Below are 23,430 nucleotides of genomic sequence, written 5' to 3'. Positions count from 1 at the left end.
TCAGCTGGCGTACGCAGGCCCTTGGGCGAGCAAATGCTGGCGCACCAGCTTGTGCCAGCGTCGTTGGCGATATCGAAAAATCCCGATCGCCGCCGTGGCGACGACGCCCGTCGCAGGCCCGGCGTCGATCTCGATGGTGTCGCTGTAGCGGCACGAGTTCTCGTCGACCGCTTCGACGTGCAGAGTGTGGTTCCAAGCCTTGAGCATGCCGCCGTGCTCGTGGGTGCGCACTGTCTTGGTGGCCTCGTCGACCCCGACGATTTCTATCGTGTGCCGGTAAGCGGGTACGACGTGGAAAGCGACCAGCCATCCGGCGCCGCGCTCGCCCGGGCGCAGCGGCTCCGAGCGTCCGGACAGGGCTGGAAAGCCGAACAGGCCTTTGCATAGATAGAGAAAAGTGACTGGAGACAGCATCGCCGGCCAAACGCGGTCGGCGCTGGTAGGCAAGATCGTTTCCAGGTGAACGGTTCGCACGGGCACTCCTGAGCAGCGGTTAGGTTAACCTAATTTTGCTGGTCGCAGCGCCCGTTGACTACTCGCTTTCGCGAAGGAGACCCACCATCGCCCCGCCAGACCGCTTCCGGCAGCGCAAGCAGCCGAAACAGGAACGTGCCGAACAGACCCGGCAACGGATCCTGGACGCCGCAGCTCACGTTTTCGCCGACCACGGCTACGTGGGCGGGACCACCAACCGCATCGCCGAGCAGGCGGGGATATCGATCGGCTCGCTATATCAGTATTTCCCCAACAAGGACGCCATCCTGCGGGCACTTATGGACGCACACGTCGATGCCGGAGCCCGTCTGCTCAGCGAACGCTTGTCCGAGGGCTTGCCGCAAAGCCTCGAGGACGTCCTGCGGCTGTTCGTGCGCGCGACAATCGATAACCACGTAGACAATCCGCGGCTGCATCGGGTGCTGTTCGAAGAGGCGCCCCGGGCGCCGGAGTTCCTGGCGCGGATGCGCGAGTTGGAGCAGCTGTCCGTAGCTGCGGCGGTTCGGCTACTGGAGCAGTATCCCGAGGTGCGCGCCGGCGGCACACTCAACGCCCATATCGTGGTGTCGACCATTGAGTCGCTGGTGCACCGGCTTGTCACATCGCAGACTCCGGTTGATCCGCAAGAGCTCGAAGATGAGATCGTCGACCTGCTCACCGGGTATCTTCGCCGATCCGGGTCCCCTGTCACATCCGCATCGCGGCGGGCATCTCGCCGACCCACTGGTGACCCCAGTAGCTGTCGGCCGTGATCTCCTCTGCGGTGTAATGGGTTTCGTCGACCCGCATACCCTCGGTGCCGAACTCGATGTCCCAGTCGCCGGGTGCGCGGACGTAGAACGAGACCATCTTGTCGTTGGTGTGGCGTCCCAGTGTTGACGACAGTTGAAAGCCCTCAGCGTTGACGCGGTCCAGCGCTTGACCTACCGCGTCCAGCGTGTCGACCTCGACCATGATGTGCACCAGCCGTGGGTCGCGTTGGTGTGCGGCCGGGACGATCGCCAGGCTGTGGTGTCGTTCGTTGATGCCCAGGAAGCGAACCCGCACCGGACCGAACTCTTTCGGTAACGGAACCCGGAATGCGCCGCGGGAGCGGAAACCCAGTGCCTCGGTGTAGAAGTCGAACAGGCCGTTGGGATCGGTGGCCGGCAGCACCACATGGCCCATACCCTGATCGCCGGTGACGAATTTCGCACCGAATGGCGTCACCACCGGACTGTGGTCGAGTACCGCGCCGTGAAATACCTCAAGCGTGATGCCGGCCGGGTCCTCGAAGGTGATCACCTCTTCGACGCGGCGCGCTTCGGCCTCGTCGATGGACAGTTGTTTGGACGCGACCCCCGCACCCTCGAGCGCTGCCAGGACCCGTTGCAGTGCCGCGTGATCGCGCACCTCCCACCCGACGGTAAGCACCCGGTCGCTCTCGCCCGGAACGACGATGATCCGCGCCGCCCGCTCGTCCATCCGCAGATACAGCGCCGACGGGTCGGGACCGGAGCCTTGCGCGAAACCCAGCACCCCGAAGGCGAATTGCCGCCAGCGGTCGATATCTTTGGTCGAAATGGTTATGTAGCCAAGGCTTTTCAGGTCGCTCATCAGGTAACCTCAGATCAGCGCCCGCAGCGGGCCCTGCGGCGGATCGATGCCCAGTGAGCTCAGCGCCGACGCGTGGTACACGGTGCCAGGCACATGGATGGCATGCAGGTGGCCGACATGGACGTCACGCCAGAACCGCTGCAGCGGCTTGTCCATCCGCGCCGCGTTGCCGCCGGAGCGGGCGAAGATCTCGTCGACTGCCGACACCGCGCGCCAGACGGCGCGAATCTGGGTGCGGCGACCGGCCGCGCGGTCCGCAAACGACACCTCCTTGCCGGCGGCGACGATGTCATAGATGCGATCGGCGTTGGCCAACAGCTCTTGGCGTGCGGCGTTGATGTCGGCGGCGGCCTCGCCGATGGAGTGCATGACGTAGGGATCGTCCTTGATCGCGGTTCCGGTGGCCCCGACGCGCTCCCGCTGGTAGTCCAGGTGCGCGGCCAGCGCGCCCTCGGCGATGCCGATGGTGGCCGCGGAGATGCCCAGCGGGAACATCGTCGACCACGGCATCAGATACAGCGGCTCGGTCATGCCAGCTTCGCGCTGGGCGGTGCCGTCCATGACCTTCGTCGCGTCCATGGTCCGGTAGGCCGGGACGAACGCGTCCTTGACGATGACGTCCTTGGAACCGGTGCCGCGCAGCCCCACCACATTCCACGAGTCCTCGACGATCTGATAGTCCTTGCGCGGCAGGATCATGTGCAGCATCTGCGGCGGCATCAGTGGAACGCCTTTCGAGTCGCCGAGCATCGCGCCCAGGATGATCCAGTCGCAATGGTCGGTGCCCGAGCTGAACTGCCAGCGGCCGTTGAAGATGTAGCCGTCGCCACCTTCCACAGGAGTAGCCACCCCTTGCGGCGCATACGGGGAGGCCATCCAGGTGTCGACGTCGTCGGCCCAAACCTCGGCGGGGACCTTCGGGTCCGCATAAGCCAGCTGGTAGGGGTGCACACCAACCACGCCGACGATCCAGCCGGCGGCCGGATCCAGCGCCGCGGTGGCCATCACCGTCTCGGCGAATTCGCGTGGGTGCGCTTCAAACCCGCCGTACTGCTTGGTCTGCAGGAGCCGGATCAACCCGGCCCCTTTCATCATCTTGACGGACTCGTCGGTGAGCCGGCCGATTCGCTCGGCTTCGGCCGCCTGCTCGCGCAGTTGGTCGGCCAGCGCGACCACCTGGTCAAGTACCCGCTCAGTCATGGTGTCGTCCTTACGTGTGTGGGCTTCCTAATGGTGTACCGCAGTCGGTGTCCGGCCTCGTCACCGCTCCCGGTGAGCGGACGCAATGCGGTCAGATACTCCGCTTCCAGCAGCATGTCGGCACCCGCCGCGGGCAGATCCGCCAGCCCGATTGCCGGGAAAATCCGGCCGGACCGTCCGGTGACCGGGACGGGGCTGGTTTCGTTGCACGACGGAGGCCTTACCGTAAGTGCTTGTGAACAACGCCGGTGATCAACTTCTGGACGCCCCCCTGGACGCCCCCCTGGACGTCCCCCTGGACGTGATAGTCGTGGGTGCCGGGTTCGCCGGACTGTATGCCTTGCACAAGCTCCGTAGCCAAGGGCTCTCGGTGCGGGTGCTCGAGGCCGCACCCGAGCTGGGCGGCACCTGGTACTACAACCGGTATCCGGGCGCGCGGTGTGACGTCGAGAGCGTCGACTACTGCTACTCCTTCTCCCACGAACTGCAGCAGGAGTGGAACTGGACCGAGAAGTACGCCACCCAGGCCGAAATCCTCAGCTACCTGAATTGGGTCGCCGACAAATTGGACTTACGTCGCGACATCGCGTTCGACACCCGCGTGGCATCGGCGGTGTTCGACGAGAGAACACTGTGCTGGACATTGAGCACCGACGACGGCCAGGCGATCTCGGCGCGATTCTGCCTGATGGCAACGGGTCCGTTGTCTGCCGCGATCACCCCGGATTTCGCCGGCTTGCACTCCTTCGCGGGCGAGATCTACCACACCGCAGCGTGGCCGCACGAAGCCGTCGACTTCACCGGCAAGCGGGTAGCGGTCATCGGCACCGGATCCGCTGGCATTCAATCGATTCCGATCATCGCCGAGCAGGCCGCCCACCTCTACGTCTTCCAGCGCACTCCCAACTACAGTGTCCCCGCAGGCAATAAGCCCCTGTCAGCCGAGGAACTCGACGACATCAAGACAGGCTACGCGCAGCGGCGACAGGTGTCATGGCGCAGCGGTGGCGGGTCACCGCACATCACCGCACCCAAGCCGACACTGGAGTTCACACCTCACGAACGCCGCGCGGCATTCGAAACACGATGGCAGCTGGGCGGTGTGCTGTTCTCCAAGACCTTCCCGGACCAGATGATCGACCCGGCCGCCAACGAAGAGGCGAGGAAGTTCTACGAGGAGAAGGTCCGCGCCGTCATCGACGACCCCGCTCTCGCGGAAATGCTGATTCCCAACGATCATCCGATCGGAACGAAGCGAATCTGCACGGACAGCAATTACTTTCAGACCTTCAACAAGCCGAACGTGTCGTTGGTCAGCGTGCGCAGCACTCCGGTCGAATCCGTTGACGCGACCGGTATCAACACCACCGACGCGCACTATGATCTCGACGCGATCGTGCTGGCAACGGGTTTCGATGCGATGACGGGTGCGCTGGCCAAGATCGACATCGTCGGACGAGCGGATGCCAAGCTGCGCGACAACTGGGAGCACGGCCCGCGCACCTACCTCGGTTTGGGCGTTGACGGCTTCCCGAACATGTTCCTGATCTCGGGTCCGGGCGCTCCGGCGGTACTGGCGAACATGGTGCTGCATGCGGAAGCTCAGGTGAATTGGATCGCCGCCGCCATCGCGTATCTCGACGAGCACGGTTACGCCGCAATCGAAGCCGCGGCGGATGCTGTCGAGGAATGGGGTGACGAATGCGTGCGACGAGCTGAGGCGACGCTGTTCACCAAGGCGAACTCCTGGTACATGGGTGCCAACGTGCCGGGAAAGCCGCGGGGCTTCATGTTGTTCGTCGGGGGATTCGCGACGTACAACGACATCTGCGACGAGGTCGCCGCCGCCGGCTACAAAGGATTCGATCTGGTCAAGAAGTCGCGATGACCGGATTGCGCGACAAAGTGGTGCTGGTCACCGGTGCGGCCCGGGGCACCGGACGCACCCACTGCGAGCGGTTCGCCGACGAGGGGGCCGACGTGATTGCGCTCGACGCTCCGGCCGCCGCCGATGACTTGCGTCGTCTGGCATCGGCGATCGAACAGCGTGGTCGACGCTGCGCGACGGGCCTGGCCGACGTCAGTGACCGCGATGCCGTCACAGCCGCGGTCGATGCTGGTGTTGCGCAGCTGGGCCGCCTAGACGTCGTCGTCGCCAACGCCGGAATCCACCTGCCGGGTGGACCCGCGTGGGAGATCGACCCGCAGGACTGGCAGCGCACGCTCGATATCAACCTCACCGGCGTCTGGCATACGGTCAGGGCGGGCGTTCCGCACATCGGCGCCGACGGCGGGTCCGTCATTATGATCAGTTCCACCAACGGGATTCGTGGCACCAGCAATTCTGCGCATTACACGGCCAGCAAGCACGCCGTAGTCGGGCTGGCGCGTACGCTCGCCAACGAGCTGGGGCCGCGGAACATTCGGGTCAACACCGTGCACCCCGGACCGGTGGCAACCCCGATGGTGCTCAACGACACGATGTTCAGGCGGCTGCGGCCCGATCTGGAAAATCCGACGGAAGAAGACGCCGCAGCAGTGCTGAGGGCGCGAAACCTACTCCCGGTCCCCTGGGTGGAGCCCGTCGATGTGGCCAACGCCGTCGTCTTCCTTGCCTCCGACCAGGCTCGCTACATCACGGGTACGCAGCTCGTCGTCGATGCCGGTCTCACCCAGAAGACCACCTGACCGACGTGCGGTAGGGGTCACGCGGTGGTCAAGGATTCCGGCGTGCTGACCGGCTTCTGAATCGGATCCGGCCAGGGAGACGGAGCCGGCCGTTGCCGAACCCGTTGCGGCCACCAGAACCACTTGCCCAGCAGCGCGGCGATGGATGGTGTCATCAGCGATCGGACGATCAGAGTGTCGAACAGCAGGCCCAGCCCGATGGTGGTTCCGACCTGGCCGATCACGGTCAGCTCGCTGACTGCCATCGTCATCATCGTGAAGGCGAACACGAGTCCCGCTGAGGTAACCACCGACCCGGTGCCACCCATCGATCGAATGATGCCGGTGTTCAGGCCAGCGTGGATTTCCTCCTTGAACCGGGACACCAATAGCAAGTTGTAGTCCGCGCCCACGGCCAGCAGGATGATGACCGACATCGCGAGCACCATCCAGTGCAGTTCGATGCCGATGAGGTGCTGCCAGATGAGCACCGAAAGCCCGAACGACGCGCCCAGCGACAGCAACACGGTGCCCACGATCACTGCCGACGCCACCACGCTTCGGGTGATGATCAGCATGATGATGAAAATCAAGCACATGGAGGCGATTCCGGCGATCAGCAGGTCGTAGTTGCTGCCGTCCTGCATGTCCTTGAAGGTGGCCGCCGTGCCCCCGAGAAGGATCTTGGAGCCCTCCATCGGGGTGCCCTTGAGCGCCTCGTAGGTGGCCTTCTTGATCGCGTCGATATGCGAAATGCCTTCAGCTGTCATCGGATCGCCGTCGTGGCTGATGATGAAGCGCACGGCGTGGCCGTCCGGCGAGATGAAGTTCTTCATACCCTTCTTGAACTCGGGGTTGTCGAACGTCTCCGGTGGCAGGTAGAACGAGTCGTCGTTCTTGGACGCGTCGAATGCCTTGCCCATGGCGGCCGAGTCGCGCTGCGCCCGCTGCTGCTGCTCCAGTAGACCCTTCTGGGTCGAATACATGGTCAACATCATGGTTTTCATGTTCTTCATGTTCTGGATCATCTCGGGCATCAGCGCATTCATCCGCGGCATCAGCGTGTCCAGGTGCTCCATGACCGGAATCAGGCTCTGGATGTCGTCGGTCATTGTGTCGATGCCGTCGAGGGCGTCGAAGACCGACCGCAACGACCAGCACACCGGGATGTCGAAGCAGTGTTTTTCCCAGTAGAAGTAGGAACGGATGGGCCGGAAGAAGTCCTCGAAATCGGCCATGTGGTCGCGTAATTCGGCAACGTCCAGCGTCATGCTTTTCATCTTGCCGACCATGATGTGCATGTCGTTGGTCATCTGCTGGGTGATGTCCTGCATCTGGACCATGCTGTCGATGGTCGTCTGCATCTCGTCGGACTGACGCCGCATGTCAGCGATCTGATCTTCTTGGTACTTCTGCGTCATCTGCTGACTGACGCCCTGCATGCTGATCTGGAAGGGGATCGAGGTGTGCTCGATCGGCGTGCCCTGGGGTCGGGTGATGGCCTGCACGCGACTGATCCCGGGAACCCGGAAGATGGATTTGGCGATCTTGTCGATGACCAGGAAGTCCGCGGAATTGCGTAGATCGTGGTCACTTTCGATCATCAACAGCTCCGGATTCATCCGGGCCTTGGAGAAGTGTCGATCCGCGGCCGCGTATCCGGCGTTCGCCGGCAGATCGGCGGGCAGGTAGTTGCGGTCGTTGTAGTTCGTCCGGTATCCGGGCAGGGTGAGCAGCCCGACAAGTGCGATACCGATCGTCATGACCAGGATCGGGCCGGGCCACCGCACGACGAGCGCGCCGATCTTGCGCCAGCCGCGAATACGCTGTGCGCGTTTGGGCTCGAGTGTCTGGCGGAAGCGCGATGCCACCGAGATGACCGCGGGGCCAAGCGTCAACGCCGCGAGCACCACCACCACCATGCCGATGGCGAGCGGGATTCCCAGCGTCTGGAAGTAGGGCAGGTTGGTGAAGTGCAGGCAGAACGTCGCGCCGGCGATGGTCAGCCCCGACCCGAGCACGACATGTGCCGTGCCGTGAAACATGGTGTAGTAGGCGTCTTCTCGCGATTCGCCGACGGCTCTGGCTTCCTGATATCGGCCGATCAGGAAGATTGCGTAGTCGGTGGCGGCGGCGATCGCCAGCGTCACCAGTAGATTGCAGGCGAACGTGGACAGGCCGATGATCTTGTAGTAGCCCAGGAAGGCGACCGCGCCGCGGGCGGCGGCCAATTCGAACACGACCATCGCCAACGTGAGCAGCACCGTAACGATCGACCGGTAGACCATCAGCAGCATTGCGATGATGACCAGGAAGGTCACGGCCTCGATCATCTGCAGGCTGCGGTCGCCGGCGAGATGCTGGTCGGCTTCCAGCGCCGAGGGTCCGGTGACATAGGCCTTGACCCCGCTGGGCGGCGACACGCTGCTGACGATGCGCTGAACGGCCTCAACCGAATCGTTGGCTTTCGTCTCACCCATGTTTCCGACGAGGTACACCTGCACGTAGGCGGCCTTGCCGTCGTTGCTCTGCGCGCCGGCCCCGGTGAGTGGATCGCTCCAGAAGTCTTGAACGTGCTCAACGTGTTTGGTGTCGGCCTCGAGTTTTTTGACTATCTGGTCGTAGAAGGCGTGCGCATCGGCGCCCAACGCCTTCTGGCCCTCCAGGACGATCATCACCGAGCTGTTGGACTTGTACTCGTTGAACACCTCGCCGACGCGCTTGGTCGCGATCACCGATTGCGCGTCATCGGGGCTCATCGAGACCGAGCGCAGCTTACCGACCTCGTCGAGCTGGGGGACGACGACGTTGAGCAGCGCGATCAGCGCAATCCAGCCGAGGATGATCGGCACGGCGAACTTGCGGATGAAATGTGGGATCGCCGGGCGGGCCGCGTGTTTGGCAGCGGGGTTCGAGGCGATGGCATCGGTGGGCGCGTCGTGAGTGGTAGTGCTCATGCTGATTTCACCAAGCAGGAGGTCAGGGCGTGCACGCCGTTGGCTGTTTGTTCGTCCTTGACTTCGTCGTCGACGGTGATGCGACAGCCGAGGTAATCGCCGTCGCTTTGCGCGGAGATGTTCGGAAAGAACGAGGGCGCGGTGGTGCTGAGGACCAATGTCCAGGGCAGTGGCGCACCGTCTAAGCGCCGTGGCTCCGCGCTGAGATCTAAGTAGTTCACGTTGGCGCGGCTTGCCGAGCCGAAGATTTCGTACTTGACGACCTTGGGCTTGAACGGCTTGGAATCGTCTACCCGTGCGCTCGTCAGGGTGTCCGCGTTGTCGGCACCGAAAAACGACTTGACTCGGACCACGGCAAAGCCGCCGATCACCACTACTGCCACGATCAGCAGCGGCAACCACGCATTGCGCACAACCTTTGCCATCTGCACCTGAGTGGTCCCTTCCTGGCTAGGCAATGCCGACGTGGTCGCTAGTGTGCTCCGGGTTCGGACTTACGTTGCACCACAGTTGATCTCAGTGGCACGGGGCAACCCGCGTGTACGAACATCAGGTACGCAGGTGATCCCCATGCGCGCCCGATCCAGCCCGATTCGGTAGGGGCGCGTGTTTCGCGTTGGCGCGGCATTGTCGAATACCGCCACCGGAGCATGGATACATGATCTGCATATTTTGCAGAGTACGCAAGTTTATGTGTCGGCGGTCACGTCATCGCTGGGTAAAAATGCTGTTGACCAGGGCGGCGGCGCGTTCGACGTAAGGCATCGGCGTGTCGTCGGTCTCCTCCGGATCGCCGCTGGACCAGCGCTCGATGCCGGAACGTACGGCCGTCAATGCTAACGCAGAGATCAGGGCAGGTATCTCGGCGTCGGACCGCATACCCTGCCGCCGGGCCACGATGTCGGTCAAGTGAGTCTGAAACCGCTCCAAATCGGCCAGAAATGCCGCCAAAACCGCGGGGGTGGTCTTCGCCAGATCCAGCATGCAGACGGCCTGCTCCCGCTCCGGGGGCATGTCGCGGAGATGGTGCGCCGCCAGGGTGATCAGCTCGGCCAGCACCACCGAATAGGGGGCCGGACCGGCCGCGACGAACTCGGCGGCCAGCTCGGCCGGTAGGTCTGACGGACCGTAAGCGATCGCGGCCTCTTTGTTCGGGAAATAGTTGAAGAACGTGCGCGTCGAAATCCCGGCTTCGACGCAGATGTCCTCGATGGTGATCTTGTCCCATTCGCGTTCCTGCGCCAGGTGTACCGCGGCGCCGCGAATGTCCGCGCTGGTCTGACGGCGACGGCGCTCACGAAGACCGATCTGATTCGCCATGGCATTCATCGTTGCACGGACTGTCCGCTCCGCTCGCCACATAGGCCGAGCAGACGCAAAAGCACCCATTTCGGCCGAAAATGGGGCGCTTTTGCGTCTTCTCGCGCGGACAGGTGCACGTCCTACTCCCGTAACAGGAAAGCCAAAACGGTACTTTCGAACGCGGCCTTGGCCTCGATCATTGCCCAGTGCCCGCATTTCGGGAATACGTGGAATTCCGCGTTGGGAATGGTGCGCATCGGAAGAAGCGCCATGTCGGGCGGGCTCACCCGGTCGTCGCGGCCCCACGTCAGCAGGGTGGGAGCGGCCACCTTGTGCATCATGGCCCACGGCATCGGGCCGTCGGCGGCCTCCATTGCCGATGTCATCGCGGCGAATGCTGCCTTTCCGTACATGCGGCGCGCGGCGGCCAATGTCTCTGGATCAGTGGCCAGTTGCCAACGTTCTTCGATCAATTCGTCGGTGACCAGGGACTGGTCGTAGACCATCGATTTGAGCCAGTCGACGAGTCGTTGCCGGGTGGGGTCCTCGGTGAATTCCTGCAGCAGCCGGATGCCTTCGCTGGGACTGGGACTGAAGATGTTGGTGCCGACGCCGCCGATCGTCACCAGGCGATCGATGCGGCCCAGATTGCGGATGGCGAAGTTGATTCCCACGCCGCCGCCCATCGAGTTACCGACGATGCTGACCCGGTCTACACCCAGCGCGTCCAGGAACGGCACCACGGCGCGTTGGGCGGTGACCATCGGGTGGCCGCCGAAGTCGTCGCTGACACCAAAGCCGGGGAATTCCAAGACCAGACAACGGAAGCGCTCGGCGAACGTCGGCACTATGCCGCGGAAGTTGCGCCAGCCGGTGACACCGGGACCGGAGCCGTGCAGGAACAGCAACACCGCTGGTTCTCCGGAATCGGGCCCGCAATCGTAGTAGCGCAAAACGCCAGCCGGAGTGCTGATTTCACGAAGATCCTGCTCGACCCAGGTGTTCGAGGCGGCCCGGGCGGTCCGTCCAGGAGTGTTGGTCACGGATGCCACCCTGCCACGCCGCTTCCGACTAGGTCAGCCGACGTCCGCATGGCGGGACAGGAAGTCCAGGACGGCCTGGGCGAAGATGTCGTTGCGGTCGCCCGCGACCATGTGACCCGCGCCGCGGACATCGACGAACTCGACCTGGGGGAACCGGGAAAGGAAGTCGTCGGCCCGCTCCTGGCTGACCAGGTCACTCATCTGACCTCGCACCAAAAGCACGGGCACGCCGTTGCGCAGAATCGCGTCTACGGCGGCGTGCATGCGGTCGGTGTCAGTCACCTCGAGTGGAGGGAAAGGCGAAGTGCCACTGATGAATTGCGGATCCCAGTGCCAGTACCAGCGATCACCGCGGCGGCGCAGGTTGGTGCGCAGGCCGTCGAGATCGGTGGGGCGGGGCCGATGCGGGTTGTATTCGGCGATCATGTCGGCGACCTCGTCCAGCGAGTCGAAACCCGACGCCACCCGGTCGGCCATGAATGCGTGAATCCGGCTCGCCCCGGACGGGTCCATGTTGGGGACGATGTCGACCAGCACCACCGCGCTGGCGATACCGGGCGATAGCTCACCCGCGAGCAGCATCGAGGTGAACCCACCCAGGGAGGCGCCGACCAGTACCGGCCTGGTCGGTAGCTGGTGCAGCACTTCCTGGACGTCGCGGGCGAAGCTCACCACGCGGTAGTCGCCGTCACTCGACCAGTCCGATTCACCGTGACCCCGCAAGTCCACGGTGACCGCCTGCCAGCCGCGCTCGGCAACGGCGGCAGCGGCCCGACCCCAGGAGCGACGGGTCTGCCCGCCCCCGTGCAGGAACACCACGGCACGCGCCGCGGGATCGCCCAGACGATCGCAGACAATGCGAACGCCGCCCGGCCCGTAGGTCGAGAACAATTCGGGTGTCGCCGGAGTCTCGGAAGTCTCGGTCACTGATGGGATCGTAAGTGCTGCCCGGCTGACGCTCTATCGACCACCCCGATGCCACTCCGTTCCGCGGTCAACCCTTTTTGGTCAGCCGCCTCGTACGGCTTGCCGATGATCGAATGCGCGCCCTCTGCGCCGCCCTTGAGGTGGCAGTGGATTGATCTCGGTGATCAGCGCATCCAGGCCGTTTGGTCGGGCCCGGCGGCCGGCGGCGGCAGCATCGGTACCAGTGGTTTCGGCCGGAAGAACAACGAGCCCGCGATGGCGCGGTTGCGCAGCGCTGCCGCGCGCCAGGTGTTCACCGGATGCGAGTTGCACATATTGGCCAGCCAGACGAAAAATCCGGTCTCCGTCGTGGCCCGGTCGGCCATGGCGTCGAAGTCGACCGACCTAAGCAGGTATTTTCCTGCGCTGAGCACGCCGATGGCCCGGGCAGCGCCGGCAGGGCGCAACGCGTACCCGTAGTTGTCTGCGGTGTATTCCATCGACCGCGACAAAGTCTTACCGAGGAACGGGATCTTCATCGCCAGCTGGCTCAACTGGCGCCAGTAGGACGCGTGGCCGGCGGCGATATGACCTACCTCGTGGCCGATGACGAATGCCAGCGCCTCGGGATCGCGCGCCTTACCGCCGATCTCGAACAGATCGCTGTACACGACCACGTACCGGCGAAAGCCGTGTCCACTCGCGAAGGCATTGATCTTGCCGTTGCCCAGCACGACGTAGGCGTCGGGTACCTCCGCGAGCCCGAACCGCTGGGCCGCCTCGACGACGAGCCAGTAGCCCTCGGGGAACTGAGTGGACGACATTTTCACGCCGTTCACCCGCTGCCTGCCGAAGGTCAGGCCGCGCATCAGGAACAACACCAGCGGAGTGGCCAGAATAGAGAGCCACACCGCGCTCACTGTGCCGGCCATCACGACGGCCAACGCGACCAGATAGAGCACCACGCTGCTCGCAATGACCAGGACGAGAAGGCCGATCTCCCAGGGGTGGCGGTTGGGTTGGTGCCAGGCGGGCGGGGGCGGGTACTGGTTCCCTGTCAATTGCACGGTAGCCATGAGTGCTCGGACTCCTGTGATGTCGTCTAGCCCCGGTCACTCCGGGCGACTTCACGGTCCAAGGCGGGTCTGGAGGGATTCTCTAAAGATTCTTGGAGCCCGGACGCCGGGTCACGGCGCGACGGGCCGATTCGTCCATTCCCGATCGGATCGGCGCGACGAGCGGAACCAGCCGCCGGCGGCGCCGGTACCGCCGTCGGTCGGGATCGTGTGGCCGGTGACGAACCCCGACAAGTCGGAGGCCAGGAACAAGATCACCCGAGCCTGGTCCTCCGGTAGTCCCATCCGTCCGACCGGAACCCATTGCGGCCACTGCGCTTGCTCGTCGGGAGACAGCCACTGCGAGTACGGCACCTGCAGCGACTCGGTGACGTCCGGGCCGATCGCGTTGACCCGCACCCCGTCGCGACCCACCTGGACGGCGAGGCTGCGAGTGAAGTGGATGACGGCCGCTTTGAACGCGGCGTAGACCGGATCTTCCGGGTAGCCGCGCAGCCCTTCGACGGAGGAGACGTTGACGATCGCTCCCGCCCGTCGGCTGACCATCGCCGGCAGGAACGCGCGGGTCACCAGGAAGACGTGATGCAGATTCATCCGGTAGAGCTCATCCCACAGCTGTGGGTCGGTGTCGACGAAGTTGCCGGGATGCCGCAGCCAGTGGCCCACGTTGTTGACCAGCACATCCACCCGCCGTGGCGGTCCAGCACGGTATGCGCCAGGGCGCTGACCTGGTCGGCCTCCCGGACATCGACGGCCACGGCCGATCCGCCGATCTCGTCGGCGATCGCCTGCCCGCGCTTGGTGTCGATTTCCGCGACGATCACGTGGGCCCCGTGCCCGGCGAACAGTCGCGCGGTCGCTGCACCGATGCCGCCTCCACCGCCCGTCACCACCGCGACCCGGTCGGCCAGCAGCTCATCGGTCGTCATCACAATCGACCGACGGCGAAATCCGCGGCCTGACCGACCATGCCGTTGACCGGATACGCGCCGTGCGCAGCGTTCGGTGGCCCGCCGGGAGCACCGTCGCAGATGCTGTCGCCGGCAGCGCACAAGTCGATGGTCTTGCCCGCAAACTGCGGACCGATGACAACCGGCGGCGCACCGAAGGTGCGCAGCCAATTCGCCGACGGCTTACCGAAGAGCGCGACCGCTGCGACGTGGTTTGCCCCATCCGCCGATACGCCGGCCGACGTCATGTTGCCTGTCACGGCAGCGCCCTGGGAGTAGCCGCCGATGATCATTCTCGTGTTGGGGCAGTTGGCCGCCATAGATTGGATGTGGCCGCGTTCGTCGCCGATCCCGGCGTTGTAGCCGCCGCGGAAACCGGGGCTGCCGAAGGCGCCGCTGGCGGGGTAGTTGACGCCATACTCGGCGACCGATCTCCCGCCCGCGCGCCCGCGCACCGCATCGACGAAGGCCTGTCCGACCCCGCCAACGCCGGGCGCCTCGCCGGTGCCGCGGGCGAACACCACCTCGACGTCGGGGCACGCCTGGGCGGATGCGACCTGAACGGGTCCGCCGAGCAGTGTCGCCACGGTTGTCGCGAGCATCGTAAGGACGGAGAGCTGGAACACTCGCCGACGAGAATCTGTGGTCACCGGCTGTCCCCATCGCTGTGCAAGCGCACCAGACGCGTCGTGCTGCTCTCATCGAGGTCGACGATGTCGTTGCGGGAGCGCAGAAAATCGCTGAACGACTTGAACCCCAGCGACTTCTCGCTGAATGACGGGTCCATCCGTTTCATCTGGGCCTTGACCACCGAGTTGTGCAGCCAGTCGGCATCCTCTTTTTGCTGACCTATCCGGAGTGCGCGCTCGAGCAGGCCGGTGGCAGCGGCTTGCGGGTCGGGTGACGGCTCGTCGTCGGGCTCTGTGGTGCTCGCGTGTCGACCGCGTTTCCTGGACTGGCGCGCCGGCGCGCCGACGGTGGGAATCCCGGGCAGCGTGTCGTAGGTGACGAACTCGTCGCAAGCGGCGGCCAGCGACTGGCTGCTGGCCCCGGCCACCCCGATTCCGACGACGTAGCGGCCGAGCCGTTTGCAGCGCTGGGCGAGGGCGATGTAGTCCGAGTCGCCGCCGACAATCACCACGTGCGTCAGGTCGGGCAGCCGAAACATGTCCTCGACAGCGTCCACGGCCAGGCGGATGTCAGCCCCGTTTTTGCCGTAGGCGGCCGCCGGAAACAGTTGCACGAGATCCACCGCGCGGCCCACGAGCTGGCGGTGGTACCGGGCATTGACGTCGGCAGACCAGTCCGCGTACGCACGGGTGAGTACCAGGGTCCCGAACGAGGACGCGAAATCCATGACGGCCCCGAGGTCGACGGTCGCCATTTCCAGCCGCTCGTTCTCCAGTCCTTTCGCCTTGTCCCGCTGGAAGGCGTTGCGACCGTGTACCTGGTCGTAGTGCGAGATCACGATGTTGTCGAAATCGAAGTAGACCGCCACGCGGGTCGCGCCGGATTCGGTCATTCGGTCATCGTGCGCCTCATCGCCGGACTTCATCAAGCTTCTGTCGAATGGATTGAAGAAAGTAGGGTTTGCAACTGCGGCGATCTTTCTCCGATTGCAAGCTCGCCCGCCATCAGCGGCAAAGGGGCCCGAATGGATTTCGAACTCGACGCCGGGCAGCGTGCCTGGTTGGCCGAGGTCCGCGAGTTTCTTCAGGCCAACGTCACCGCGGAATTGCGGGCCGAACTCGCCCAGCATGATCTGGAGCTTCCCCATGGTGAAGTAACACGCTTTCGCCGCAAGATCGGTTCGAAAGGCTGGTTCGGGCTGAACTGGCCGCGCGAATACGGCGGTCTCGGGCTCGGCGCCGTATATCAGCACCTGCTGATGAGTGAATTCGAATATTGGGGTGTGCCCGGGCCTGATCTGACGGTTACCTCGGTGGCGCCGATGATCATGCGGCACGGCACCGAGCAGAACAAAACCGAATGGCTGCCGCTGATCGCTAGAGGCGAAATGATTTGCGCGGTAGGCTATTCCGAACCTGAAGCCGGAACCGATCTGGCCGGCCTGCGCACCCGCGCGACACGCGATGGCCAGGAATGGGTGATCAGCGGCACCAAGATCTGGAACAGCGGAGCCCAGCGCGCCACCCACGAGTGGCTTTGCGTGCGCACCGATCCGGGCAGCGCGCGCCATCGCGGAATCTCGGTGATCGTCGTCCCGATCGACAGCCCCGGTGTGGAGATCCGCCCGCTGTACGCATGGTCGGGCTATCGCACCAACGAGGTGCATTTTCGCGACGTACGGGTCCCGCTGACCAACCTGATAGGCGAGGTCAACCGGGGCTGGACATACATCACCGGCGCGCTCGATCTGGAACGTGGAGCGCTGACCAATGCCGGCGATCTGCGCCGCGGTCGAGGACTTGCGTGAGCTTGCCCTGCATCCGCGGCGCGACGGTACGGTGCCCGCTCACAGCGCGGTACTTCGCCGCCGCCTGGCACAGGCCGAAGCCGACGTGGAAGCGGCCGTGCTGATGGGCTATGAGGCGGCATCGATACTCGACAGCGGCATGATCCCAACCGTCGAAGTCAGCGTCGAGAAGGTCTTCACCAGTGAACTACGCCAGCGCATCGCCGATCTGGCCCTCGATCTACTCGGCCCGGACGGCTTACTGGCGCATCGCAGCGCAGACGCGCCGCTGGCCGGCAAGTTCGAACGGCTTTACCGGGCGGCGCCGTTGATGCGGTTCGGCGGAGGCACCAACGAGGTGTTACGCGACATCATTGCCCAGCGCGGCCATGGAATGCCTTCGTATGGACGCTAACCCCTCAGGAAACGCATGAAAGCCATACCGACCGCTGAGCAACGCGAGTTCGGCTCGAGTTTGCGCGCACTGCTATCGGCGGAGTGCCCGGTGAGTCTGGTTCGGGCGCTGAATGAACCCGGCGCCGCCCCAAGCACTCCGGCGCTGTCGAAGGCGCTCGCTGACGCCGGTGTGTTCGGGCTTGCAATCGCCGAGGAGTACGGCGGCTCCGGTGGCTCACTTGACGATCTCGCCGTCTTCTACACCGAGGCCGGTCGTGCGCTGTGCCCGACGAACGTACACAGCACCGTGCAGGCCGCGCTGGCCATCGACCAACTCGGTACCCCGGCTGTCCGCGCTGCGTGGCTGCCGGCGCTGGCAACCGGGAATGCTCGCGGCACGACGGCACTGTGGAGCGCCCGCGACGCCGCCGACGTCTCGGCCGTGCTGCACGCCGAACCCGTCTCGGCCGGTGGCTGGCGGCTGAGCGGAACCGCCGATTATGTCGCCGATGCCGACGTCGCCGACCTGATCGTGGTTTCCGCTGAAGCACCCGCGGGCACGTTGGTCTTCGTCGTTGACACGCGCACGGCCGGCGTGGACACCAAACCGCTCGCCATGGCCGGTGGGTATCGGGCATTTACCGCGCGGTTCGACGATGTAGTTGTCGGCTCCGACGCGCTTGTCGACGAAGATGTTGCGCCGTCTGCGCTGCGCCGCCTGGCTAACACCGCGGTGGCATTGGGGTCACTCGACCTGGTCGGAGTCGGTCAGGCCGTGTTGGACCGCACGGTCGACTACACCAAACTGCGCTATCAGTTCGGTCGGCCCATCGCGTCCTTCCAGGCGGCCCAGCATCTGGTCGCCAACATGCACATCGCTTTGGCCGCAGCGCGATTGGCCGCCCACTCGGCGGTTTTCTGGATAGCGCGCGGCCGGACAGCGACCAGGGAAACTGCGATCGCGCGCATGCACGCGGCGACCGCCGCCAGGCTGATAACCCTCGATGCCCATCAACTGCACGGTGGGATCGGCTACGTGACCGAGACCGATCTGCATTTGTGGACCGAACGGGCGCGCATCGGCTCGACACTCGGTGGCGGAGCCGACGTCGCCGCAGCATGGCTGGAGGAATGCGTTGATGAGTGAGCAGTCCTTGATCGACGCTGAGTCGGCGTCACGAGTGGGCACCGTCGCCGCATCCGCGACAGGTGAGGTGAACCGACGAGATTGGCAGCGCTGGGCCGCGGCGGTCGGCGACCACAACCCGCTGTGGTTTGATCCGGATTATGCCCGGGCTAACGGCTTTCGGGACGTCATATGCCCGCCGCTGTTTCTGCAATACGCCGTGCTCGGTGTCACCCGTCTGGAGGGATTGCGCCCCGACGGTTCCTCCGGCGCGGTCTCGGGCAGTCTCGCATTTCCACGCGCCCCCAAACGGATGGCCGGCGGCGAAAGCTTCAGCTTTCACCTGCCGGCTTATCACCAAGACCAGATCGACATGGTCCGCACCATTGAGTCAATCGTTGAGAAGCAAGGCCGCTCAGGCAGATTCGTCCTGGTCACCTGGCACACGGTGTATCGCAACCAGCACCGCGACCTGGTCGCGGAAGCGTCGACGTCGATGATCGCCCGGCCGTAGGAATGCTATGAGCCGCGCCGACGACGATGCAGAGTGAAGCGATGAGGAGGAGTGGCGCTATGAGCCGCGCCGACGACGATGCAGAGCGAAGCGATGAGGAGGAGTGGCGCTATGAGCGGCGTGCAGGTGTTTTTTGAGGACGTCAATGTGGGCGAGCAGATTCCCGAACTGAACGTGACCGTGGACGAAACCCAGATGTTCTTCTTCAGCGCCGCTACCTACAACGGCCACCGGATTCACTACGACAAAGAGTGGGCTGAAAACGAAGGCTACGACGGCGTGTTGGTCCAAGGCCCACTTCAGGCGGCCTTGCTGGCCCGTGCAATCGGCGACTGGATTGGCGGACGCGGCCGCCTGGTGTCCTTCTCGGTGCAGAACCGCGCGGTCGCATATCCGGGCCAACCGCTCATCTTCGGTGGAACGATTACCGGCAAGCGCATCGCCGACGACGATGCCGGACTGCTCGATCTCGATATCGCCGGCCGACGCTACTCCACCGTGCTGATGCCGGGCACGGCGACGGTCCGGCTGCCGCGGCGCCGGACGCCGTCATGACCGGTCTGCGTGGCGAGGCGGCCATCGTCGGCATCGCGGAACTGCCCGCAGAACGCCGTCCGAGTCGGCCGCCGATGTTCACCCTCGACCAATACGCGTTGCTGTCGAAGATGGTCGTCGAGGACGCCGGCGTCGATCCCGCATGCATCAACGGGCTGCTGACCCACGGAATCGCCGAATCGACGATGTTCGCGCCGGCGACGCTGTGTGAATATCTCGGGCTCGCTTTGGATTTCGGTGAGCGAGTTGACCTCGGCGGAGCAACGTCAGCGGGAATGGTGTGGAGGGCCGCTGTCGCCGTCGAACTCGGCATCTGCGACGCGGTATTGGCCGTGGTCCCCGGATCCGCGGCCCTGCCCACATCCGGAAACGCGCCGCCCGCAGCTCCGAATTGGTTTGGGGCATCGTCAAACAACTATGGGTCGCCGCAAGCCGAGTTCGAGATCCCATACGGCAACGTGGGTCAGAACGCGCCGTACGCGCAGATCGCGCAGCGCTACGCGGCAGAGTTCGGCTATGACCCGGCGGCGGTCGCCAAGATCGCTGTCGATCAGCGCACCAATGCGTGCGCGCATCCGGGCGCGGTCTTCTACGGCACGCCGATCACCGTCGATGACGTCCTCGCCAGCCCGATGATCGCCGACCCGATCCACATGCTGGAAACGGTGATGCGGGTGCACGGGGGAGTCGGCGTCCTGATCGCCAATGGCGACATCGCGCGACGCGGCCGTCATCGCCCGGTCTGGATCACCGGCTTCGGCGAGCACATCGCCTTCAAAACACCGACCTACGCCGACGATCTGCTGCGCACTCCGATCGCGCGGGCCGCGGACCGGGCGTTCGCGATGTCGGGGTTGAGCCGATCCGATGTCGACGTTGCCTCGATCTACGACTGCTACACCATCACCGTGCTGATGAGCCTGGAAGACGCCGGCTTCTGCGCCAAAGGCGAAGGCATGTCGTGGGTTACCGAGCACGACCTGACCTACCGGGGCGACTTTCCGCTCAACACGGCCGGAGGGCAGCTATCCTTCGGTCAGGCGGGGATGGCCGGCGGCATGCATCACGTCGTCGACGGCGCCAGGCAGATCATGGGCCGGGCCGGGCAGGCGCAGGTGCCGGACTGCCACACCGCGTTCGTGACCGGCAACGGCGGCATCATGAGCGAGCAGGTGGCGCTGCTGATGCGGGGAGACTAGGCATGCCAACAGAACCTCGTCCTCTCCCCGAGCCGACGCCGGTGTCGCGTCCCTTCTGGGACGGCCTGGCGCAGCACCGGATACTGGTGCAGTACTCACCTTCGCTGCAACGCTACGTGTTCTATCCGCGCACCCTGGCGCCGGGGACGCTGGCCGACGACCTGGAATGGCGCGAAATCGACGGTGCGGGAACGCTGTATACGTTCACCATCGCGCGTCGGCCCACCGCGCCGTCATGGGCCGACGCGGTGCCGCAGCTACTTGCGGTGGTGCAGTGGGATGCCGGGCCCAAGGTCAGCACCGAATTGGTCGGCGTAAACCTCGAAGACCCCATGGACCACGGCGGTATCCGGATCGGAATGCGGGTGCGGCCGGTGTTCTACGATCTGCCCGATGCCGGAATCACCCTACTGAAGTACCGTCCGGCATGACCGGCGCAATGGTGCGGACGGAGGCCCACATGGACGAGGCCGTGCAGGCAATGTTGCGTGACCTGGACGCCGGATTTCCTCGTGTCGAGGACATGACCGGCCCGCAGGCCCGCGCCGCCATCGCCCAGCGACGCCTGCCCGTCAGCAACTTGGACGACGTTCACAGCACCGTCGACCGCACGATTCCAGGCCCCGCCGGTGCCATCCCGGTGCGGATCTACTACCCACACGGCGAGTCACCGGAAAGCCGGCCCGGGATCGTGTATTGCCACGGTGGCGGATTTGTTTTCTGTGGCATCGAATCGCACGACGGATTCTGTCGGGCTCTGGCTCGTGGCAGCCAAGCGGTCGTGGTATCGGTCGACTACCGGCTTGCCCCCGAACATCCTGCGCCGGCGGCCGCGCTCGACGCTTTCGCGGCGTTCTGCTGGGTGATAGAACACGCCGGCGAATTGGGCCTCGACCCGACGCGGACCGCGATCGCCGGCGACAGCGCCGGCGGGAATCTCGCCGCGGTCACCGCCATTCTCTGCCGCGAACGGGAAGTCACCGCGCCCATCGCGCAGGTGCTCATCTACCCCGTGATCGACCCCTCATTCGAGACCGAGAGCTACCAACGCTATGCGACCGGATACGTCAACACCCGCGCCGCGATGATGTGGTACTGGCATCAATACCTCGGTGGCACAGCGTGTTTCGAACCACCGTATCTGGTGGCACCGTCCCGAGCAGAGTCGCTTGCAGGCCTGCCGCCGGCAGTGATCGTCACCGCCGGCCTGGATCCGCTGCATAGCGAAGGGTGCGGCTACGCAAGGCGATTGCGCAGCGCAGGGGTGCGCGTCGTACACCGGGATTTCTCTGGATTATTTCACGGTTTCATGACAATCCAATCCTTCGCCGCGGCGACATCGGCGCTGCGGCTGGTCTGCCGCGACCTGCGACAGCTGCTGTATCCGAGCGGCCGAACATGACCGACGTCATCGTCATCGGCGCAGGGTTCGCCGGTCTCTACGCCGTGCATCGAGCGGTGGCGGCGGGCCTTTCGGTGACCGGCCTCGAGGCGGCGCCCGATGTGGGTGGCACCTGGTACTGGAACCGCTATCCCGGCGCGCGCTGCGACGTCGAAAGTGTCGACTACTCTTACTCATTCGACGAAGCGCTGCAGCAGAGCTGGCTGTGGAGCGAACGGTTCGCCGCTCAACCGGAGATCCTGGCCTATCTGCGTCACGTCGCCGAGCGGTACGACCTACGCCGCCACTATCAGTTCGGTTGCGACGTCGTCGCCGCCGAGTTCGACCAGAACGCCGGACGCTGGCATGTTCGCACCGCGGCCGGCGAGACCTACGTCGCACAGTTCCTGTTCTGCGCAACCGGCTGCCTGTCGGCCCTGAATCGCCCGGACATCCCCGGCGTCGACGATTACACCGGAGACGCGTACTTCACGGCCGCCTGGCCACGGCAGGATCCCGACCTGGACGGAAAGCGCGTCGGCGTTATCGGCACGGGTTCGTCTGGCATCCAAGTGATTCCGATCATCGCCAGGCAAGCCGAGACGCTGGTCGTCTTCCAGCGATCGGCGAACTACAGCATTCCGATGCCCAACCGTCCGTGGTCGGCCGAGGAGCAACGGCAGATCCAGGCGGAATATCCCGAACGCCGGCGAATCTCGGCGTACGCGGCGGCGGGCACGCCGCACGGCACCCACCACAAGAACGCCGTCGACACCGAACCACAGGAGCGGGACCGCGCCCTTTGGCGGCGCTGGCGAGAGGGCGGAGTGCTGTTCGCCAAAACCTTCCCCGACCAGAACAGCGACTTGGCGGCCAACGACATTGCCCGGGAGTTCGCCGAGCAGCGGATCCGCGAAATCGTCGATGATCCGCTTGTAGCAGCCGATCTCATCCCGGTCGACCACCCGATCGGCACCAAACGGATTTGCACGGATGCCGGTTACTACGCCACCTTCAACCGTGACAACGTCCGGCTAGTGAACCTGCGCCGCGAGCCGATCGACGCGATCACCGCCGACGGTGTACGGACCACAGCCGCCACATATCCCTGCGATGTACTGGTCTTTGCCACCGGGTTTGACGCCATGACCGGCGCGCTGACCCGCATCGACCCCAGCGGGCCCGGGGGAGAGCGGCTATCCGATACCTGGGCCGACGGCCCGTTGACGTTTCTCGGACTGATGGTGCCCGGGCTGCCGAATTTGTTCACCATCAGCGGTCCAGGTGCACCCTCCGTGCTCGCGAATATGGTGCTGCACGCCGAGGTTCAGGTCGACTGGGCCATCAACCTGGTTCTGACGGCCCGTCGAATCGGGGTGAGCGAGGTCGAACCACGCCTCGATGCCGCCCGGGAATGGACCGACCATGTGGGCGCGGCTGCCGAACGAACCTTGTTTCCCAAGGCGGCATCGTCGTGGTATCTGGGCGCCAATATCGAAGGCAAGAAACGTAACTTCATGCCTTACGCGGGAGGGTTCGGCACCTATCGCCGGCACTGCGATGACGTGGCCCGTCGCGACTATGCCGGCCTGGTGCTGACGACCCGGTGAACGGCATTTTCTAGGATCCGAACACCCCAGAAAGCGAGACA

20 protein-coding genes and 3 pseudogenes are annotated in these 23,430 nt (G+C 64.8%); 11 read left to right on the top strand and 12 right to left on the bottom strand.

Annotation, left to right across the window (positions count from 1 at the left end; translation table 11 throughout):
- Entirely contained in the window at positions 1–474 is a 474-nt protein-coding gene (locus AC5Y21_RS22910; RefSeq protein WP_499915828.1) for an Rv1443c family protein, read from the bottom strand.
- Between the two features lie 86 nt (positions 475–560).
- On the opposite strand from AC5Y21_RS22910, the pseudogene AC5Y21_RS22905 reads away from it, so the two are divergent.
- Positions 561–1,163, top strand: a pseudogene (locus AC5Y21_RS22905) (TetR/AcrR family transcriptional regulator); the annotation flags it as partial.
- A gap of 19 nt (positions 1,164–1,182) precedes the next feature.
- Here the strand turns inward: AC5Y21_RS22905 and bphC are convergent.
- Both bphC and AC5Y21_RS22895 read right to left on the bottom strand, forming a co-directional pair.
- On the bottom strand, positions 1,183–2,091 hold the full coding sequence (gene bphC / locus AC5Y21_RS22900) for a biphenyl-2,3-diol 1,2-dioxygenase (protein ID WP_499915826.1): 909 nt from the start codon (positions 2,089–2,091) through the stop codon (positions 1,183–1,185).
- Positions 2,092–2,100: 9 nt separating this feature from the next.
- Positions 2,101–3,291 carry an acyl-CoA dehydrogenase family protein gene (locus AC5Y21_RS22895; RefSeq protein ID WP_499915824.1) on the bottom strand — a complete coding sequence of 397 codons (1,191 nt, stop codon included), beginning with the start codon at positions 3,289–3,291 and terminating at the stop codon, positions 2,101–2,103.
- Between the two features lie 271 nt (positions 3,292–3,562).
- On the opposite strand from AC5Y21_RS22895, the gene AC5Y21_RS22890 reads away from it, so the two are divergent.
- Positions 3,563–5,179: a flavin-containing monooxygenase gene (locus tag AC5Y21_RS22890; protein WP_499915830.1), complete on the top strand. Its 1,617-nt coding sequence runs from the start codon at positions 3,563–3,565 to the stop codon at positions 5,177–5,179.
- Positions 5,176–5,979, top strand: a complete 804-nt coding sequence (locus AC5Y21_RS22885) for a mycofactocin-coupled SDR family oxidoreductase (protein WP_499915822.1) — start codon at positions 5,176–5,178, stop codon at positions 5,977–5,979. The genes AC5Y21_RS22890 and AC5Y21_RS22885 overlap by 4 nt, the downstream gene beginning before the upstream one ends.
- A 17-nt stretch (positions 5,980–5,996) precedes the next feature.
- Here the strand turns inward: AC5Y21_RS22885 and AC5Y21_RS22880 are convergent, their stop codons facing one another.
- The 9 genes and pseudogenes from AC5Y21_RS22880 to AC5Y21_RS22840 all read right to left on the bottom strand — a co-directional run bounded on the left by AC5Y21_RS22880 (position 5,997) and on the right by AC5Y21_RS22840 (position 15,714).
- Positions 5,997–8,915, bottom strand: a complete 2,919-nt coding sequence (locus AC5Y21_RS22880; RefSeq protein WP_499915820.1) for an MMPL/RND family transporter — start codon at positions 8,913–8,915, stop codon at positions 5,997–5,999.
- Positions 8,912–9,340 carry an MmpS family transport accessory protein gene (locus AC5Y21_RS22875; RefSeq protein WP_499915818.1) on the bottom strand — a complete coding sequence of 143 codons (429 nt, stop codon included), beginning with the start codon at positions 9,338–9,340 and terminating at the stop codon, positions 8,912–8,914. Before AC5Y21_RS22875 ends, AC5Y21_RS22880 begins: the two co-directional genes overlap by 4 nt.
- 283 nt (positions 9,341–9,623) lie before the next feature.
- Complete coding sequence (locus tag AC5Y21_RS22870; protein ID WP_499915817.1) at positions 9,624–10,235, bottom strand: TetR family transcriptional regulator; 612 nt, start codon at positions 10,233–10,235, stop codon at positions 9,624–9,626.
- A gap of 122 nt (positions 10,236–10,357) precedes the next feature.
- A complete protein-coding gene (locus AC5Y21_RS22865) occupies positions 10,358–11,260 on the bottom strand; it encodes an alpha/beta fold hydrolase (protein ID WP_499915814.1) in 903 nt (300 codons plus the stop codon).
- Between the two features lie 33 nt (positions 11,261–11,293).
- Complete coding sequence (locus AC5Y21_RS22860) at positions 11,294–12,187, bottom strand: alpha/beta fold hydrolase (protein ID WP_499915812.1); 894 nt, start codon at positions 12,185–12,187, stop codon at positions 11,294–11,296.
- A gap of 164 nt (positions 12,188–12,351) precedes the next feature.
- Positions 12,352–13,242 carry a M48 family metallopeptidase gene (locus AC5Y21_RS22855; protein ID WP_499915810.1) on the bottom strand — a complete coding sequence of 297 codons (891 nt, stop codon included), beginning with the start codon at positions 13,240–13,242 and terminating at the stop codon, positions 12,352–12,354.
- Between the two features lie 111 nt (positions 13,243–13,353).
- A pseudogene (locus AC5Y21_RS22850) lies at positions 13,354–14,171 on the bottom strand (SDR family NAD(P)-dependent oxidoreductase).
- A complete protein-coding gene (locus tag AC5Y21_RS22845; RefSeq protein ID WP_499915808.1) occupies positions 14,171–14,794 on the bottom strand; it encodes a cutinase family protein in 624 nt (207 codons plus the stop codon). Before AC5Y21_RS22845 ends, AC5Y21_RS22850 begins: the two are co-directional and overlap by 1 nt.
- 44 nt (positions 14,795–14,838) lie before the next feature.
- Complete coding sequence (locus tag AC5Y21_RS22840) at positions 14,839–15,714, bottom strand: NYN domain-containing protein (protein ID WP_499915806.1); 876 nt, start codon at positions 15,712–15,714, stop codon at positions 14,839–14,841.
- A gap of 132 nt (positions 15,715–15,846) precedes the next feature.
- On the opposite strand from AC5Y21_RS22840, the pseudogene AC5Y21_RS22835 reads away from it, so the two are divergent.
- From AC5Y21_RS22835 to AC5Y21_RS22800, 8 genes and pseudogenes are all read left to right on the top strand, one after another.
- Positions 15,847–17,023, top strand: a pseudogene (locus AC5Y21_RS22835) (acyl-CoA dehydrogenase family protein).
- Positions 17,024–17,038: 15 nt separating this feature from the next.
- A complete protein-coding gene (locus AC5Y21_RS22830; RefSeq protein ID WP_499915804.1) occupies positions 17,039–18,151 on the top strand; it encodes an acyl-CoA dehydrogenase family protein in 1,113 nt (370 codons plus the stop codon).
- The gene (locus tag AC5Y21_RS22825) at positions 18,144–18,644 is read left to right on the top strand and encodes a MaoC family dehydratase (protein WP_499915802.1); all 501 of its coding nucleotides are present in this window, start codon (positions 18,144–18,146) and stop codon (positions 18,642–18,644) included. Before AC5Y21_RS22830 ends, AC5Y21_RS22825 begins: the two co-directional genes overlap by 8 nt.
- 111 nt (positions 18,645–18,755) lie before the next feature.
- The gene (locus AC5Y21_RS22820; protein WP_499915800.1) at positions 18,756–19,199 is read left to right on the top strand and encodes a MaoC/PaaZ C-terminal domain-containing protein; all 444 of its coding nucleotides are present in this window, start codon (positions 18,756–18,758) and stop codon (positions 19,197–19,199) included.
- Positions 19,196–20,398 (top strand): thiolase family protein, encoded by a 1,203-nt coding sequence (locus AC5Y21_RS22815; protein ID WP_499915798.1) that lies wholly within the window; start codon positions 19,196–19,198, stop codon positions 20,396–20,398. The genes AC5Y21_RS22820 and AC5Y21_RS22815 overlap by 4 nt, the downstream gene beginning before the upstream one ends.
- Positions 20,399–20,400: 2 nt before the next feature.
- Positions 20,401–20,829, top strand: coding sequence for a Zn-ribbon domain-containing OB-fold protein (locus AC5Y21_RS22810; protein ID WP_499915796.1), 429 nt, complete (start codon positions 20,401–20,403; stop codon positions 20,827–20,829).
- Positions 20,826–21,800 carry an alpha/beta hydrolase gene (locus AC5Y21_RS22805; protein WP_499915794.1) on the top strand — a complete coding sequence of 325 codons (975 nt, stop codon included), beginning with the start codon at positions 20,826–20,828 and terminating at the stop codon, positions 21,798–21,800. The genes AC5Y21_RS22810 and AC5Y21_RS22805 overlap by 4 nt, the downstream gene beginning before the upstream one ends.
- Positions 21,797–23,389 carry a flavin-containing monooxygenase gene (locus AC5Y21_RS22800; RefSeq protein ID WP_499915792.1) on the top strand — a complete coding sequence of 531 codons (1,593 nt, stop codon included), beginning with the start codon at positions 21,797–21,799 and terminating at the stop codon, positions 23,387–23,389. Before AC5Y21_RS22805 ends, AC5Y21_RS22800 begins: the two co-directional genes overlap by 4 nt.
- Positions 23,390–23,430: the final 41 nt, after the last annotated feature.

Source organism: Mycobacterium sp. NGS41 (assembly GCF_059812725.1).
Note: the sequence above shows the minus strand (reverse complement) of the source record. Positions and strands in the feature narration are given on the sequence as shown.